Origin of the sequence: Persicimonas caeni (assembly GCF_006517175.1) — a bacterium.
Lineage (GTDB): Bacteria > Myxococcota_A > Bradymonadia > Bradymonadales > Bradymonadaceae > Persicimonas > Persicimonas caeni.
The window spans coordinates 394167-410128 of record NZ_CP041186.1 but is presented as its reverse complement, the minus strand read 5'-3'; the positions used below and the strand labels follow the sequence as shown (position 1 = coordinate 410128).

Below are 15962 nucleotides of genomic sequence, written 5' to 3'. Positions count from 1 at the left end.
CTACTCGTCCTCGCTCGTGGAGGGATGAGCCGTGATGGATTCGGCAATCTGTTGCCATTCGATTTTGCTGGCGCGAGCGCCGGCTTCGAGCTCGAGGAGCCGAAGTTGTGAGTCGACTGCGCGTCGGTAAGCGTTCATGAGCGCGTCGATGTCGATTTCGCCGGCGTCGTAAGCTTGCCGGGCGAGGTCTAGCAACTCTTCGGAGCGCTCGACGCCGTCTTCGCGGTAGCTCTCGGCCGTCTCGGAGAGCTTGCGCGTTTTGGCGGCGATGCCTGCAAGCTCGGCCAGAAGGCGTTGCTCGAGGAGCTCCTGGCGGCTCTTGGCGCGCACGAGCGCGGCTTCGGCGGCCATCTGCTCCCCCTCGAGCTGGTTGAAGACCGGCAGGGCGAGCCCGATGCCGAGCACGAAGCCGTGGAATTGGGCGTCGCCGAGGGTTTCGCCTTTGTACCCGCCGACGAGTGTGGGCTCGGGCACCCACCAGCGGGAGGCGGCCCGGGTGCGAAGCTCGGCGGCCTCGACTTGCTTTCGGGCGGCGGCGACCTCCGGTACGCGCTCGACGCTCTGGCGCACGGTGCTCTGATTGGGGAGCCGTTTGGGGGCGAGGTTGCCGGTCACCTGCACGTCGACCTCACCGGGACCGCGGCCGAGCAAGGCAGCCAGCGCCGCGCGCCGGCGTGCCAGCGCGGCTTCGTCGACCGAGTTGGACGCCTGCACCTGGGCGATCTCGGCCCGAAGGCGCTGCAGGTCGAACGGCGCGTTCTCGCCGGCCTCGACGCGCTGGATCATTTGGTCTTCGAACGTGGCCATGCGCTCCAACCACTCGGCACGCACCTTCGTTCGCCGCTGCAGCTCGAGGACCCGATAAAACGCCCGTCGCACGTGAGCTTCGATTAGACGTCTGTGGGCGCGCGTCTCGAGTTGGGTGGCTCGGGCGCGTGTCTTGGCAGCCTCGGCGAGCAGGCCTCGCCGCCCAGACAAGGGCAGGGTCTGCTCCAGCACGATGACGTTCTCCGAGACGGTCTCCGCATCCTCGAAGACTTGCTCGCGCGTGTAGGCGACCTCCGGGTTGGGCCAGGCTCCTTCAGTGAGCGCGGCAGCCTCTGCGTCGGCGACCTGGGCCTCCCACGAATCGGACAGGGCAGGGCGCTCGAGTGCGAGGCGAATGGCCTGTTCCTCGGTGAGCGAGGGCGCTTCGGTCGACTCTTGGGCTGTGGCGGTCGGAGCCGCACAGACGAGCACCGCGAGTACGGTGACGGCAAAAGACCGAGCGGCGATCGGTTTTACGGGCGCGTCTTGCCGAAGCAGGGCTTGAATGGAGAACGGAGACATATTTGTGACGGCGGGAAGGCTAGAATACCAGCGCGAGAAGGCTCTCGATGGTGTGGTGGAGTAGGTCGTAAGACGTCAGAAGCAACCCTGCTCCGAGCAAGCCGAAAACAGTGAGGGACAGCCACGAGGGGCGCCGCCAGTTGCCTTCGAGCATGGCGCGGACGCGTCGCTCGAGGGGCTTGGCGCCGAAGGCCAGGGCGGAGGCCGGCGGAGGCGTGCCCTCGAAGGAGCGCTCGACGGTCAGGATCGCCTCGGCGACGGTCAATCGGTCGCCCACGGCTTCCGCGGCGGCTTCGTCGCAGGCCTGCTCACTCGCGAGATCGAGCTCGGAGAGCAGGCGCTGGCGAACAAAAGGGAAGTGCAATCGGGCGCTCATGCGCGCCACGAGTTTGACGAGCGAGTCGAATCGTTTGGCGTGGGCGCGCTCGTGTGCCAAGACGGCCTCGAACTGCGCAGGCGAGAGCACCTCTCGCAGACGCTCGGAGACGCAGATTCTCGGCTCGAGAAGCCCGTAAGTGACGGCGACAGGTCGCTCGCTGGCGACCGTCCATCCGTCGATATCATCATCGTAGTGGCCGAGTTGGAGCAGCCGCTCACCCCAGGCGCGCGTCGCACGCACCAGTTCGAGCTCTTCACTCCAGCCGGCAAAAAACCACAACGAGATCACGAGCGCCGCGCCGAGGACGAGCGGCGAGGCGGCCGGCGGGTGACCGTGGATAAAGCACAGATGGAAGGCGTGTCCGCCATGGTGGCCGCAGTGATCGGCGACGAGCCCCAGCGCGTCGAGCACCGAGGGCGCAAACGAGACGCCCAGCGCCAGGGCGCCGAGCGCAGCAGGCATGAGCGCCAGTGCCGTCAGCAGGGCGAATCGAGGGCGTGGGGCGACCTTTTCGAGGCGCGCGAACCATCGGTTCGAAGCCAGGCCTCCCAGGGCCGCTCCCAGCAAGGCGCCGGCCGCGACGATGATGAGCGCGAGTTGTAACCATCCCAAATACACCATGGCTCTTACTCGTCTCGCTCGTTTTGAGCCTGACGGCGCGCGGCGACGAGCGCCTCGAGTGCCTCGAGGGTCTCCTCTCCGGCGCGGTCGGCCAGGTTGACGAACGCCTCGAGCGCCACGTTCATCTCGGCGCCCGCGACCTGGTCGACGAGGTCACCGACCATCATCTCGGTCAACTCACGCCGGTTCACGCGCGGGGCATAGATGTAGGCGTGTCCATCTTTGTGGCGGCGCAACAGGCCTTTCTCCCACAGCCTCTTGAACGTCGACTGCACGGTATTGTGGGTGATGCCGCGAGCTTCGCCGATGGCGCGATGCGCCGTCTTGACGTCGCTCTCTTTGTGCTCCCACACGTACTCGAGCACGGCCATTTCGAGTTCACCCAGGTTGGATATGTCGGCGTTCATTGTAGCTCCACAAGTGCGTCCAAGCGGGATTGAGACGGTATGGAGCCAAGAACCGATTGTCAATCGGTTTTGGCTCGTGGTACTTCGAACGGGCTGGTTCCATGTGCCCTCGAGGCGACGACGAATCCGGGGTTTCGATGACCGACGACCACGCGACCCAAGGCGCGATCACACGGATGGAGCGGAATATCCGCCTCTACCCGTGGTACGCCGCGTTCTTCAACGCGTTCTTCTGGATGCCGGTCTTCTTCTTGTACTTCGGCGCCCACCTGCCGCTGTCGCGTGTCCTGCAACTCGAGGGGGTTTACTATGCCGCGGTGGTGCTCTTGGAGGTGCCGTCTGGCTATTTCTCCGACCGAGTGGGCCGGCGCACCACGCTTCTGACTTCCTCGGTTTTGCTGATCGCGGCGTATCTGCTCTTCTTTTTCGGGGCGGGATTTGCGGCGTTTGCGCTCGCCCAGGTGCTCTTGGCCGCCGGTATCGCCTTCAACAGCGGCACGGACACGTCGTTTCACTACGATTCGCTGGCCACGCTCGGTCGCGCCGTCGAGTACGAGGAGCGCGAGGCGATCGTGGCCCGCAACTCGCTCGTGGCGACGGGCGCGGCTGCGCTCTTGGGCGGGGCGGTCGCCTCCGTCGACTTGAGCTACGCCTACGGCGCGAGCGCGCTGACGGCCGTCGTGGCCCTGGGGCTTGTCTTCTCCTTTGCAGAGCCCGAGCACAGAGAGGCAGAAGCCAGCGACTTCGTCCACCAGATCGCCCACTGCCTGGCCCACCTCAAACAGCCGCAGCTCGCCTGGCTCTTCGGCTTTGCCGTGCTCGCGGTCGTCATCAACCATGTGCCCTACGAGTTCTATCAGCCCTATCTGGACGTGCTCGGCACGCAAGTGGGACTGGGCGAGCACACTGCGCTGGCGGCCGGCGCGCATATGGCGGTGGCCACGCTCATCGGTGCATGGTTTGCGCGTCGGAGCGCGCGCATCGACAAGCGTCTCGGCACGGGGCGCACGCTCCTGTTGGCGGCCGTGATTCAGCTGGCCATCATCGGCTCGATGGCCCTGGTGCTGCACGCTGCGGTGGTCGTTTTGATCCTGCTTCGCGGGGTGCCCAGCGGTCTGTACAAGGCGCCGCTCAACGCGGCGGTGACGCCGCGCATCCCCCAGGAGGAGCGCGCCACCTACCTGTCTATCCAGAGTTTGGCCGGACGACTCGGCTTTACCGGCCTTTTGGCCGGCTTGTCCCTGGTCGCCGGTGACGCCGGCGTCGATCACTGGCCGGTGCTCTCGGAGCTCCTGGTGGTCGCGGTGGTCGTCGGCGGGGCAGGCTGGCTGGTGCTCGCGGGCTTGCTGCCGCTGGTCGAGCTGAACGGCAAACGCACTCAGAACTGATTGCGCATATGGTCGGCGACACGGCCGATCGACACGTCGATATAACGGCGCAGGTCTTCGTCCTCGACCGTCTCCTCGAGCGCGCGGCTCATGCACAGCATCCATTGGTCGCGCGCCTCTTGGTCGATGGCGAACGGCATATGCCGCCCGCGCAGCATGGGATGGCCGTACTTTTCGACGTACAGCGCCGGGCCACCGAGCCAGCCGGACATGAACATGAACAGCTTCTCGCGCGAGACCTTCAGGCTCTTGGCGTGCATGTCGCGCAGCGCGGTGACTTCGTCGAGCTCGTCCATCAAGTCGTAAAAGCGGTCGACCAGGCGCCGCACGCCTTCTTCGCCGCCGATGAGGTCGTAGGGGGTCGGTTCTTCGGGAGTCATCGGTACATCGGTCCTTGCTGAAGTCTCGTGCTGACAGCGCCAAAAAATCACACTCGAAAGATCTCGTCAAAGCAAAGCGCCCGAATGGATTGTCGCTCGACGTCATGCGCGTACTTTGCCCCTCGAAGATAACTTTTTCGAGGAGAACTGCCATGACACCGTACGAACCCACTTCGAGCCCTTGGGAGATCGACGCCGAAGCGTTTCCCGTCGATCGACCCTTGGAAGACAAACTTCGGTTTCTGCTCGGTTATGCCGCGCTCGCTCCGTCGAGCCACAACTCCGAGCCGTGGAAATTCGCCGTCGAGGGGAATCGAGTGCGTCTTTTCGCCGACACCAGCCGATGGCTGAAGGTGGCCGACGCCGACAAACGTGAGCTGTACGTCAGCTTGGGCTGCGCCCTGGAAAACTTGTTGGTCGCCGCCGAGCACTTCGGTTTGGGGCATACCACCCGGTACATGCCCGAGTCGTCCGACGAGACACTTGCTGCGGTCGTCGAGTTTTCGGCATCCGGCGAGTCTTCCGACGTTCGGTCGGCCGAACACTTCGAGGCCATCAAGGTTCGCCAGACCAACCACCAACCCTACGATCGCACACCGGTCACTGACGAGGAGGTCGTCGCGCTCGCCGCCTGTGTGGCCGAGGATGACGTCGAGCTGCGCCTCTTCGCCGACGAAGCCAAGCGTCAGCGCATCGAAGAGCTGACGCTGCGCGCCGATGCGCTCCAATTCGCCGACCCCGAGTGGCGCCGAGAGCTGGGTCACTGGATCGGGGAAGGGGCGTTCGGCAACTCATGGCTGATGGCCAAGATCAGCAAGTTCGCGGTGACATATCTCGACATGGGTAAGGGCACGGCCAAGACCGACGCGCGTGCTTTCGAGAGTGCGCCCATCTTTGCGTTCATCTGTTCGAACGACCATGACCGGCGCGCGCAGATTCGCTGCGGGCAAGTATTCGAGCGTATCTGGCTCGAAGCCGCGGCGCTCGGTCTGGCGATGCAGCCGATGAACCAAGTCTTGCAGCTTCCCGAGCTCAAAGAGGAGCTCATCTCGTCGCTCGAGTTTACGGACCAGGTGCCGCAGGTAGCCTTCCGACTTGGCCACGCCGAGCGTGAAGAGAAGCGCTCGCCGCGGCGTCCCGTCTCCGAGGTGTTGATCGCCAGCAACCAATGATTGTTCGAGGTGCGGGAATGACTTCTTCTACTCGTCCGTTTACTTCGAGAAACAACGAAAAGAAGGAGTTTTTGCGATGAGTGAGAGCACGCTGAAGGTTAATTGGGATTCGTACGAAGATCAGCTCGCCGAAGGCAAGCGCAATATCAAGATGGGCATCGGCGTCGGTGTCTTCGGCGCTGGCTCGCTGGCGCTCATCGGCGCGACGTGTCCGCTGTGCTTTTTCGTCGCGCCGGCGATGGTCGGCGTCGGCATGTGGAAGTCGCGCAAGGCCAAGGAGAAGTTGGCCGAGCGCGGTGAATGCGCCGACGGTGAAGACGGCTCGCTGTAGACGATTTCAGTGGCTACCTGTGGCTGAGCACGTCGTGGTAGAGCCGTTGCACCACGTCGGCCATGCCGACCGTCGACAGAAACATCGCCAGCGTGCGCCCGAGCTTGCGGTTGGCCAAGTAGGTGCCGAAGACCGCCGTCGCCGCCCACGTTGTGGTGCAGTACGGGCAGCACAGCAGCTCGCCGATTGCCTGGACTAGCGGGCCTCGGTCGCGGCGTGCGCTCTCGCTCGCCTCGCCGGGCAGCGCGCCGTCGGTGCCGTCGTATTCGGTAAAGGGCTGACGAATGAGCGTACCCACACGATCCTTGCTCGCCATTCGCGCGAGCTTCTGACTTCCCATCGCCAAAACGACGAGGTCTGCATAGGAGACCTTGTCGAGCGTGCGCTCGTTGCGCACCGCCCAGCTAAAGATGCTGGTGACTCCGGTGCCGTAGATGGAGAGCAGGGCGGCGTAGCCCTTTAGCGGCAGGGGCTCTCGTCCGAGTTCCCCTGTCCACTCCGGGTTTCTCTTCTGCTCGCGATTGGCTTGGTTTCGGTTGTCGAGGGTTCCGGACTCGTGCGCTCGAGTGGTCATAGACGGTTCCACAGGCTGTCGATGGAGCTTTGTGTGGCGGAGATTTCCGCGGATCGAGTGCGTCAATGCAAAGCTAAACACCGACTCGGGGGGCGCGCAGGTCTTCTGCAGTTTGCCGGGGAGGTGGCGGCTTGGTACATTTCCTCCAAGACATTGCCACACCAATCAGCTGTTTCCGCGCCTTCGATGAGGAGCGTCCCGTGAAGTCACTCCGGATTGTCGTCTTATTCGTTGTCTCGATGGTATGGACGCTTGGCGCGAGCGCGTGTGCCTCGGGTGATATCGGTCCGCAGAATGCTGCCCAGACTGAGGAGGATGCGCGGGATGACGACGAGCAGACCGGCCGCGACACTTGGAGCGGGGCTTCCGACGCTTCCGACGGCGGCGTAGACGTCAGCCTCGACACGACCGACACGGCCACTGACACGCGTTTGGACGCCGCCCTGCTCGACACGGGGGCGGATTCAGGCCCCTCGGGTTCGGACTCCGGACAGCAAGATAGCGGCGCATCAGACGCCGATAGCGGTTCTACGGACCCTTGCGCCAGCGTCGACTGCGCCGACGGGGTCTGCGACCCGAGCACCGGACAGTGTGTCGGCTGCCTCTCCGACAATGATTGTGCCAATGGCGGGCGGTGCCACGACCGGGAACCTGTGTGCGTGCCCGCATGCTGCAACAGCGTCACCCAGCAAGACAGCTTCTCGAGCGTCTCGTACAGCCACAACCGCTTCGACATCGCGGTCGACTCCACCGGCGCGCCGGCGATCGCGTTTGTGGACGGAGACACCGACAAGATCGAATTCGCACAGTCGATCAACGGGCAGTGGTTGAGCCAAGAAGTGGGATCGGTCTCCAACAGCTTGTCGACGAATATCCGGATGGCCTACGCGCCTGACGACACACCTCATATCATCGTGGGGCGCTACCAGATGCTGACTCATTTTTGGCGAGATCAGTCGGGATGGCAGTCGCACAGCCTGTTGGCGAGTCCGGGATCGGTGGGCTATGTCGACATTGTGGCGGACGATCAGGGGACCATCCACATGGTCGCGTTGATCGATTACGGCGCCGAGGTGCTCTACGCCACCCACAACGCGCAGGGGCAGCGCAGCGACGAGTACCTAACGCTTCCCGCGCAGAATCCGCCCGTGTGGGTCAACCTCGACGCGACCAGCGACGGTCGACCCGTCGCCTCGTTCCATATTGGTCTCGACAAGACAGTGGTCTTGGCCGAGCGCAACGCGGGAACTTGGGCGTACGAAACCGTGGGGCAGGGCGTCTCTCAGGTGCACGGGATGGCCGTGGACGCAGCCAACCAGCCGGTCGTGGCCTACCACAAGGAGACCAACGACGGGCTGCGCCTGCTTCGACGCGAGGCCCAAACCTGGCGAGACGATCTCATCGTCGCCGATCCCGCCCACGGCTACTCGCCGGATGTGGCGGTCGACTCCCTCGGCGACCCTCACGTCGTCTACATGGCACAGGGTGCCACCCAGACCGACAACCCGTTGTACTACGCACGCTGGAACGGCGCGCAGTGGGAGCACCACCAGCTTCCCGGCGTCGACCGCGCGTTCTACCCGCGCATCGCGCTCGACGCGACGCGTACCCCGCACGTGGCGGTGTACGATCCGAGCCGGGATGCGATCGCATACCTGTTGGTCCAATAACGGGCGTCAGTCTGTGGAACTCGCTCAACCGAGCACGTCGCGTCGAAGCGTGACGCTCAGCGGACAGTGGTCCGAGCCCATCACGTCGTGGTGGATGTCGGCGTCGACGACGAACTCCATCGCAGCCGGCGAGGCGAGCGCATAGTCGATGCGCCAGCCGACGTTTCGCTCGCGGCAGTTGCCCCGGTAGGTCCACCAGGTGTAGCGCTCGGGCTCGTCACAGAAATGACGGAACGTGTCGGTCCAGCCGGCGTCGAGCCAATCTTCGAACGCCTCGCGCTCCTCGGGCCGGAATCCGCTCGTCTCGGTGTTGTCCTTGGGCCGCGCCAGGTCGATCTCTTTGTGGGCGGTGTTGAAATCTCCCATCACGATGATGCGCTCGCCGCGGTCGACCGCCGGCTGGAGCATGTCGAGCAGGTGGTTGTAGAAGTCGAGCTTGTAGGGGATGCGGCTCAGGTCGCGATTCTTGCCGCTTCCGTTGGGGAAGTAGACGTTGAGGACCTTCAGTTTGCCGTACTGGGCGATCTGGACGCGGCCTTCACGATCGAAGCGCTCCTCGTCGACCGAGGTGAGCACCTGATCGGGCTCGACCGTCGAGAAGAGCCCCACGCCGCTATAGCCCTTCTTGGAGGCCGCCGGAAAGAAGTGGGTGTGCCAGTTCTCGGGCTCACGCACCTTCTTGGGGAGTTGCTCTTCGAGCGCGCGGATCTCCTGGACCCCCACGATGTGGGCGTCGGAGCCGTGCAGCCAGTCGACAAATCCCTTGCGGGTGCAGGCGCGAAGGCCGTTGACGTTCCACGAGTAGATATTCAGCAGGTCGTTCGACTTCGTCATTTCGGTACAGCGGGTGCGGGGAATGTGAGCGGCGCGAGGTTGGTCGTTTTGGACTTCGGCGTCAAGGGGGCGCTAAGCCAGGTGGGGGCGCCAGACAAGGTGGCCGTGAGATGCCATCCAGGCATCGGCCACGGCGTCTTCGCGACACGAAGCGAGGCGCTCGACGCTCGCCTCGAACGCCTGCACGGGCTGGCGGATTCCCTCGGCGCGCACCTCGTCGAATACCTCGGTCCAAGTGTCCAAAAAGTCGCGGATCGCGGTGCCGGGTTGCGCCTTTCGACGGATATCGCGAGGCAGCCAGTCGCGGAACATCATCGGCGCGAACCCGCGCTCGAAGTCGGTGGCGAAGACGAGCGCCTCGCGCTCGGCCTCCTCGCCGCGTCGGCGGAAGAGCCAGGCGGTCAGGATATGGCCGTGCTTGTCGGAGGTTCCCTCGACGAGCAGACCTCCGCCGCAAAGCACCTGCGACCAGCGCCTGCGCGCGTCGTCGACCTCGTCGAACGGGTATTGACGAAGCACGTTCATCGCGCGCACCAGGCGGGCAGGGCGTTCGATGGTGTCGGCGAGCTCGAAGCCCGCTAGAACAAACCGCGTATCGGCGTCGGCATATTCTCGGGCGTTCTCGACGCGGCGCGCGTCGTTTTCGACCCCGACGACGGCAAGCTCGGGGTTGAGCTCGCGAAACGCCCTGGCAGCCTCGAGCGTCGTCCACGGATACTCGCCAAACCCGACGTCGACGAAGACTGCATCGTCAGGCTTCGCGAGAAGGTCGCGCTCGTAGCGCGCCAGGTAGTCGTCGAGCAGACGAAGCCGCCCCTGCGCAGTCTTTCCTCGAGTCTCTTTGGCCTTCACGTGAACCTCGCTTGTCTCCTGCGAACTCGCGCACTATTTGAAGAGTAACCGCCGCCCGCCCGGGCGATCACTTTGCGACCGGAGGAGTCAGTGAGCCCGCAGTACCACAAAGACCTGTATATCTCTTGGGAGGAGTTTCACCGAGACGCGCGTCGGCTCTGTGAGGAGTTGCTCGACCGCGACGCCTACAAGGGCATCGTGGCGGTGACGCGCGGCGGGCTCATCCCGGCGTCCATCGTCGCCCGCGAACTCGGCATTCGTCTGGTCGATACGATCTGCGTGGTGAGCTACCACGGCGAGCAGGGCCAGCAACAGACGGAGCAGGCCAAGGTGCTCAAGGCGCCCGAAGGCGACGGGGAGGGGATGCTCCTCATCGACGACCTGGTCGATACGGGCAAGACCGCTCGCACCGTGCGCGAGTGCCTGCCGAAGGCGACCTTCGCCACCGTATACGCCAAACCCAAAGGTCGACCGCTGGTCGACACCTGCGTGCGGGAGGTTTCACAAGATACCTGGATTCGCTTCCCCTGGGACACCGAGCTGCACTTTGCGGTGCCGCTCGCGGACAAGGCCCGCAAAGGTTCGCAAGACGAGAGCGATTGAGCCGTGGCAGGTTCGGGAGACGCCGTCCATCTGGAACGGAGCGTCCCACGCGCGAATCAGCGCAGAAATGGGCGGTTCTCGGTGGGTTTCGCCGCCAGCGGACGTCGGTCCACCGGTAGAGAGACGCGCGCCGAGGTCCCGTAGCCGTTGCACGTCTCGATGGTGATCTCGCCGCCCAGCGAGTCGACGATGCTGTGGGCAATCGCCAGCCCCAGCCCGGTTCCCTTGCCGGGCGACTTGGTGGTGAAGAACGGGTTGAAGATCTGGGCGCTCTGCTCGGCGCCCAGTCCCGGGCCCGTGTCGCTGATTTCGATGAGCACTCGATCCAGACCCTGAGTGCGGCTCTTGACGGAAATGGAGTGCCCCCCGGGGCGCGGCGGGCTCGACTCGACCGCGTCGATGGCGTTGACCAACAAGCTGACGAAAACCTGCGTGAGCGTGCTCGCCCGACCGCGTACGGTGGGCGTTTGCTCCAGGTCGGCGTGCAGCGCGCAGTCCGGGGGGACCTCGGACTGGACCAGGTGTACGACCGACTCGAGCACTGCGCGCGGGTCGGTGCGCTCTTCACCCGTCTCTTCGGGGCGGCTCAACTCCAGCATCGCGTCGACCACGTGCTCGACGCGCTCGGCGCCGCGCTGGGCCATGCTGATGAGCTTGTCGACGTACTCGCGGTCTTTTTCGGTCACCCATTCGCGGTTTCGCTTGTACCAGGTGGCCAGCAGATACAGATTGGTCGAGATGACCGACAGCGGATTGTTGATCTCGTGGGCCACCCCGGCGCCCAGCCGGCTCAGAGCGTGCAATCGGTCGGCGCGAAGCGCCTGGTTTCTGAGCCTCTCGGTATCTGTGACGTCGCGGGCGGTGCCGATGATCAATTGCGGGTCGTCAGGTGAGTAGTCGGCGCTGACCTCCACCCAATAGACCTCGTCGTGCAGCACGATGCGAAAGGTCGCCGAAATCGGCACACGCTCGTGTCTCAGCTCGATGAACAGCCGACGGATACGAGCGCGGTCGTGGCCATGGACCAACTCGAGGAAGTCCTCCGGGGCCTCGTGCAGCCCGATACTCACGGGGTGGTCGTGGCGGGTGAGCAGCGACGCGATCGTGTTGGGTAACTCGAAGTCGTCGGAGCTTGTATCCCACATCCAATGGCCCATGCCCGCATTGGTCATGGCGAATTGTAGCTTCTGCTTCTCAGAGCGCAGACGTGCTTGCAGCAGGCGCAATTCGACCTGATCCATGACCAGCTTCGCGAGCTTGGTGAGGCGGTCGAGTTGCTCGGTGCCAAAATTGTGGCGTGGCCGTACGTCTCCGACCCCCAATGACCCGACGGCATATCCGTCGGCCGACACCAGCGGCACTCCGCCGTAGAACCGCAAGAACGGCGCCCCTGAGACGAACGGATTGTACCGAAACCGCGGGTCGTCGAGGGTGTCGGGCACGATGAAGCCGTTCGACTCCAAGATGGTGGAGGCGCAGAACGCAATACGCCGCTCGCTGCTCGTCAGATTGATGCCGCGCCTGGCCTTGAACCATTGACGGCTCTCGTCGAGGAAAGTGATGAGTCCGATGGGCGCATCGAACATGATCGTGGTGACCTCCACGATATTGTCGAACGCTTCCTCAGGGGCGGTGTCGAGGATCTTGTAGCGCTCGAGGGCCTGCAGCCGCGCCTTCTCGTTGGCCGGCTGCGGGGGTGTATAGGCTGGAACGAGTGCAGTGGTGTCCATAAGCGAGCAGGGCGCCGGTCAGTGAGCAATTCTGGTCGCTCCCGCGGGGAGGGTTCCCCGCGGGAGTCAACCGTTGAATTGTCGGCACGCTCGCTTAGAGACCAAGGTTGGGTCGGCTCTCGAGGAGCTGGCTCAACGGCGGCGGCGAAGCCGCGCGCCGGCCAGCCCGAGGACGACCAGGCCGAGGTAGACCGCGTTGCCGGGAGCGGGAGAGTCAGAGGTCGACGAGCAACCGCAACCTTCGTCGGCCGCGCCTGCGTTTTGGTCGACGTTGCCGGTGCCGTCGCCGACGTCGCCGCCGGTGCCTGCATCGGCGCCGCCGGCGTCGCTGTCGATGCCTGCGTCGCCGCCGGTGCCCGCGTCGGCTCCGGTGCCGGCGTCGCCGCCGGTGCCCACGTCGTCGCCGGCTTCCACGACACATGCGCTGCTGCACCCGTCGCCGTTGTCCGTGTTGCCGTCATCGCACTCCTCGACGTCGGCCTCTAGGTAGCCGTCGCCGCACGTAGCGGCTTCACAGGTGACCAGGCAACTGTCGGTGTTCGAGCCGTTGCCGTCGTCGCACTCCTCGACGCCGTCGTGGACGATGCCGTCGCCGCAGGCGGCGTTACGGCAGGTCGACAGACACGCGTCGTTGTCGGCGTCGTTGCCGTCATCACACGCCTCGCCGGGCTGCTGGTGGCCGTCGCCACAGCTCGAGCGCACGCAGGTGTTCAGGCAGTTGTCCAGGTTGCTCGAGTTGCCGTCGTCGCACTCTTCGCCGGGTTGGACTTGGCCGTCGCCGCAGCTGACCAGGGTGCATCCATCGGTGCAGCCGTCGGTATTGTCGTCGTTACCGTCATCGCATCCCTCCACTCCCTGGTGCACGTAGCTGTCGCCGCATACCGCGGCCACGCAGCCCTCGACACACGCGTCGGTATTGTCGTTGTTGGCGTCGTCGCACTCTTCGACCTCGGCGTGCACGTAGCCGTCACCGCAGGTGGGCGCCTCGCAGGTGTTCAGGCAGTCGTCGGTGTTGCTCAGGTTACCGTCGTCGCAAGCCTCGTTGCCGTTGACGGTGCCGTCGCCGCAGCTCGGCCCGGGGCCCGAGCAGTCGGCGGCGCAGTAGCCGTATTGGCCGTTGTTGGCGCCGTCGTCGCACGCCTCGCCCGATTGGACCTGGCCGTCACCACACGAGGCGACTTGGCCGGTGCAGTTGGCATTGCAGTAGCCGGGGCTGCCGTTATTCGAGCCGTCGTCGCAGGTCTCGTTGCCGTTGATCGTGTCGTCGCCGCAATACGGGCCCATGTCGGAGCAGTCGCCCAGGCAGTAGCCGTACGAGCCGTTATTCGAGCCGTCGTCACAGGTCTCGTTGCCGTTGACGGTGCCGTCGCCGCAGTAGGCGGCCTGGCCGTCACATGTGTTGTTGCAGAAGCCATACGAGCCGTTGTCGGCGCCGTCGTCGCAGGTTTCGTGGCTCGACTGCACCGTGCCGTCGCCGCAGCGCGCGCCCAGCCCCGAGCAATCGCTCAGGCAATAGCCGTACGATCCGTTGTTGGCGCCGTCGTCGCACACCTCACCGGGGCCCGTGTTGCCGTCGCCACACTGGCTGGCCGCGCCGTACTCGTAGGCGCCGATATCATAGGCGGCTCCGTTGACGCCGTCGCCGTCGGCCGGGCGAGCGTTGCCCAGGGCGTCGTGGTCGGGGGCGGTGGCGCCGTCACCGGCGTCGATGCACACGCTGCCCATCATCAAGCTGTAGTCGAGGTTGGCCGTGTCGGTATAAAACGGGTTGGCGCTGATGCAGCCGGTGCCGGCCGATGTGTCGTCGTAGTCGTCGCCGTTACTCCACACGTTGCTGTAGGTGATGTCGACTGACGAGTCCGAGTAATAGTACTTCTCGATGCCGTCCAACCCGTTATTCGTAACATTCGAGTTGATGATCTTCAGGCTTCGCGAATAGGAGCCGCTGCCGCCCAGGTAGACGCCGTCACCCGAGTTGCCGTCGATCGTCGAGCTGTGGATGGTCGACGATTGTGGCGTGCTGCTGGTCTGCGTAACTTGCACGCCGTTTTGGTTCTGGGCCAACACCATGTTGGTCGCTTCGAACCAAGCTGCCGAATCGACCTGCAGGCCTTTGGAGTTGCGGTAGCTCTTGACCCCATCGAGCATGGCACTTCCCCGCGAGAGGTCGATGCCTGCTCCGGAGCCGTCGTGGATGTCGGTATACGACAGTTGGAGCGTGGTCGAGGAGTTGTGGCTCACGCCGTTGACCGCGTTGGCGATATCGGCGCCGCTGATATTGGCCGTGCCGCCTTCTCGCACGTCGATACCCCACCAGGCGCCCGACGAGGTGCTCGCGCCGCGCAGCACCGCCGGCGTCGACAGCGTGCCCTGGACGACCAGAGTTCCGTCGACTTTGAGCTCGCCGAGGCTGCTGTCGCGGCCACACTGCATCGTGTCGCCCGCGTTGAAGCGAAGCTCGGCGCCGCTCTCGATGGTAAGCGTGTAGCCTTCTCCGACGGCCAGGTCACCGTCGATGGTGTACGGGCTGCCTGCCGCGTCCAACACCGTGTCCTCCCACAACGTGCCGTAGAGTCCCGGAGTGGGAGCTCCCGCGTAGGCCAGCGCTCCCAGGTCGGTCCCCACATCGCTGCTTTTGCGCGCCGGGCTTCGCTCGGTCAGCGTGGCGTCGGTCGGCGAGACGAAGAGCGGGTTGCACCCAAAGCTGCCGGTGCCCGGAGAGGTGTCGTCGTAATCGTCGCCGTTCCCCCACACGTTGCTGTAGGTGATGTCGACCGACGAGTCCGAGTAATAATACTTCTCGATGCCGTCCAAGCCGTTTTCGACCACGATGCTATTGCGCACCTTGACCGACCGGCTGTAGCTGCCCGAGCCGCCCAGGTAGACCCCGTCGCCGCTGTTGCTCCAGACGGTCGCGTAGTCGAGGACGGTGTCTTGGGGCGTCGCCGACGTCTGGGTGATGCTGATGCCATTCGAGTTACCTCTAGAGCGAAGGCGGGTCAGAGTCGCCGCAGCAGAGGAGGCGATGGTGACGCCCTTGGCCCCGTTGTTCAACGTGGCGACGTCGTTCAGCGACGGGGTACCCGCGTCGATGACCAGGCCGTCGGAGGAGTTGTTCTGCAAGATGAGGTGGTTGGCGGTAAACGTCGTGCCGGGAGCGTCGGTGGTCAGCCCGTCGACGCCGTGCTCGACACGTGCGTGGTCGAAGCTCGCAGAGGTCGTCGTCGACGTCAGGATAATGCCGTACCAGCTGCCGGCGTTGCTCCCCACGTTCGAGCGGAACACCACCGGCGAGTTGGCCGTGCCGTTGACGTCGATGCTGCCGGCGACGGTCAACTCCGGGCGGCTGGTGTCGCGCCCCGAGCCGAGGTTGTCGGAGGTCGAGAAGCGCACCTCGACGCCGGCTTCGATCGTCAAGGTCGCGCCCGCCTGCACGGTCGCGTCGCCTTGGATGATGTAGGGGCTATTCGACTGGGTCCAGGTCTGGTTGCCCAGGTTGCCGCCGGGGATGGTCGTCTGGGCCGAGGCGCTCGCCGAGACCAGCGTCAGGCCAGCCACGGCGGCGACTCCCGCCCACAATTTTCCTCTATTTACGACACGGTCGTCCATCGCTCTGCTCCGATATCTCTGTTTGTAAAAGACATCGGAAGGATGGCCGATTCGCCTGGCCAAAGCAACCCGCGACCCACGCC

14 protein-coding genes are annotated in these 15962 nt (G+C 64.8%); 5 read left to right on the top strand and 9 right to left on the bottom strand.

What is annotated here, in order from left to right; translation table 11 throughout:
- Genes FIV42_RS01660 through FIV42_RS01650 form a run of 3 tightly spaced genes read right to left on the bottom strand, consistent with a single transcriptional unit; the run spans position 1 to position 2736 of the window.
- The gene (locus FIV42_RS01660; protein WP_141195985.1) at positions 1 to 1329 is read right to left on the bottom strand and encodes a TolC family protein; all 1329 of its coding nucleotides are present in this window, start codon (positions 1327 to 1329) and stop codon (positions 1 to 3) included.
- Between the two features lie 19 nt (positions 1330 to 1348).
- Positions 1349 to 2329 (bottom strand): M56 family metallopeptidase, encoded by a 981-nt coding sequence (locus tag FIV42_RS01655; protein ID WP_141195984.1) that lies wholly within the window; start codon positions 2327 to 2329, stop codon positions 1349 to 1351.
- 5 nt (positions 2330 to 2334) lie between these two features.
- Entirely contained in the window at positions 2335 to 2736 is a 402-nt protein-coding gene (locus FIV42_RS01650; protein ID WP_222615356.1) for a BlaI/MecI/CopY family transcriptional regulator, read from the bottom strand.
- Positions 2737 to 2873: 137 nt separating this feature from the next.
- On the opposite strand from FIV42_RS01650, the gene FIV42_RS01645 reads away from it, so the two are divergent.
- Complete coding sequence (locus tag FIV42_RS01645; RefSeq protein WP_168210322.1) at positions 2874 to 4124, top strand: MFS transporter; 1251 nt, start codon at positions 2874 to 2876, stop codon at positions 4122 to 4124.
- Here FIV42_RS01645 and FIV42_RS01640 read toward each other — a convergent pair.
- Positions 4115 to 4504 carry a group II truncated hemoglobin gene (locus tag FIV42_RS01640; protein ID WP_141195982.1) on the bottom strand — a complete coding sequence of 130 codons (390 nt, stop codon included), beginning with the start codon at positions 4502 to 4504 and terminating at the stop codon, positions 4115 to 4117. The two genes, FIV42_RS01645 and FIV42_RS01640, sit on opposite strands and share 10 nt — an antisense overlap.
- 152 nt (positions 4505 to 4656) lie before the next feature.
- Here FIV42_RS01640 and FIV42_RS01635 point away from each other — a divergent pair, with 152 nt between their 5' ends.
- Complete coding sequence (locus tag FIV42_RS01635; protein WP_168210321.1) at positions 4657 to 5676, top strand: Acg family FMN-binding oxidoreductase; 1020 nt, start codon at positions 4657 to 4659, stop codon at positions 5674 to 5676.
- 76 nt (positions 5677 to 5752) lie between these two features.
- Complete coding sequence (locus tag FIV42_RS01630) at positions 5753 to 6007, top strand: hypothetical protein (protein WP_141195980.1); 255 nt, start codon at positions 5753 to 5755, stop codon at positions 6005 to 6007.
- Between the two features lie 13 nt (positions 6008 to 6020).
- Here FIV42_RS01630 and FIV42_RS01625 read toward each other — a convergent pair whose 3' ends face one another.
- Complete coding sequence (locus FIV42_RS01625; RefSeq protein ID WP_141195979.1) at positions 6021 to 6581, bottom strand: DUF1360 domain-containing protein; 561 nt, start codon at positions 6579 to 6581, stop codon at positions 6021 to 6023.
- A 200-nt stretch (positions 6582 to 6781) separates the two neighbouring features.
- Between FIV42_RS01625 and FIV42_RS01620 the strand changes: the two genes are divergently transcribed.
- On the top strand, positions 6782 to 8251 hold the full coding sequence (locus tag FIV42_RS01620) for a hypothetical protein (protein ID WP_141195978.1): 1470 nt from the start codon (positions 6782 to 6784) through the stop codon (positions 8249 to 8251).
- A 24-nt stretch (positions 8252 to 8275) separates the two neighbouring features.
- Here FIV42_RS01620 and FIV42_RS01615 read toward each other — a convergent pair whose 3' ends face one another.
- Both FIV42_RS01615 and FIV42_RS01610 read right to left on the bottom strand, forming a co-directional pair.
- A complete protein-coding gene (locus tag FIV42_RS01615) occupies positions 8276 to 9085 on the bottom strand; it encodes an exodeoxyribonuclease III (protein WP_222615355.1) in 810 nt (269 codons plus the stop codon).
- A gap of 72 nt (positions 9086 to 9157) precedes the next feature.
- Entirely contained in the window at positions 9158 to 9937 is a 780-nt protein-coding gene (locus FIV42_RS01610) for a methyltransferase domain-containing protein (RefSeq protein ID WP_141195977.1), read from the bottom strand.
- Between the two features lie 90 nt (positions 9938 to 10027).
- Here FIV42_RS01610 and gpt point away from each other — a divergent pair, with 90 nt between their 5' ends.
- A complete protein-coding gene (gpt, locus tag FIV42_RS01605; protein ID WP_141195976.1) occupies positions 10028 to 10540 on the top strand; it encodes a xanthine phosphoribosyltransferase in 513 nt (170 codons plus the stop codon).
- Between the two features lie 56 nt (positions 10541 to 10596).
- Here gpt and FIV42_RS01600 read toward each other — a convergent pair whose 3' ends face one another.
- Together FIV42_RS01600 and FIV42_RS01595 are read right to left on the bottom strand one after the other, a co-directional pair.
- Positions 10597 to 12270 (bottom strand): GAF domain-containing sensor histidine kinase, encoded by a 1674-nt coding sequence (locus FIV42_RS01600; protein WP_141195975.1) that lies wholly within the window; start codon positions 12268 to 12270, stop codon positions 10597 to 10599.
- 132 nt (positions 12271 to 12402) lie between these two features.
- Positions 12403 to 15879 carry a DUF4215 domain-containing protein gene (locus tag FIV42_RS01595; RefSeq protein ID WP_141195974.1) on the bottom strand — a complete coding sequence of 1159 codons (3477 nt, stop codon included), beginning with the start codon at positions 15877 to 15879 and terminating at the stop codon, positions 12403 to 12405.
- Between the last annotated feature and the right edge of the window lie 83 nt (positions 15880 to 15962).

Coding starts and splice junctions, on each gene's coding strand:
- FIV42_RS01615 (WP_222615355.1), bottom strand. CDS start 9,085: ATGACGAAGTCGAACGACCTGCTGAATATCTACTCGTGGAACGTCAAC.
- FIV42_RS01625 (WP_141195979.1), bottom strand. CDS start 6,581: ATGACCACTCGAGCGCACGAGTCCGGAACCCTCGACAACCGAAACCAA.
- FIV42_RS01640 (WP_141195982.1), bottom strand. CDS start 4,504: ATGACTCCCGAAGAACCGACCCCCTACGACCTCATCGGCGGCGAAGAA.
- FIV42_RS01645 (WP_168210322.1), top strand. CDS start 2,874: ATGACCGACGACCACGCGACCCAAGGCGCGATCACACGGATGGAGCGG.
- FIV42_RS01630 (WP_141195980.1), top strand. CDS start 5,753: ATGAGTGAGAGCACGCTGAAGGTTAATTGGGATTCGTACGAAGATCAG.
- FIV42_RS01635 (WP_168210321.1), top strand. CDS start 4,657: ATGACACCGTACGAACCCACTTCGAGCCCTTGGGAGATCGACGCCGAA.
- FIV42_RS01650 (WP_222615356.1), bottom strand. CDS start 2,736: ATGAACGCCGACATATCCAACCTGGGTGAACTCGAAATGGCCGTGCTC.
- FIV42_RS01595 (WP_141195974.1), bottom strand. CDS start 15,879: ATGGACGACCGTGTCGTAAATAGAGGAAAATTGTGGGCGGGAGTCGCC.
- FIV42_RS01660 (WP_141195985.1), bottom strand. CDS start 1,329: ATGTCTCCGTTCTCCATTCAAGCCCTGCTTCGGCAAGACGCGCCCGTA.
- FIV42_RS01600 (WP_141195975.1), bottom strand. CDS start 12,270: ATGGACACCACTGCACTCGTTCCAGCCTATACACCCCCGCAGCCGGCC.
- FIV42_RS01655 (WP_141195984.1), bottom strand. CDS start 2,329: ATGGTGTATTTGGGATGGTTACAACTCGCGCTCATCATCGTCGCGGCC.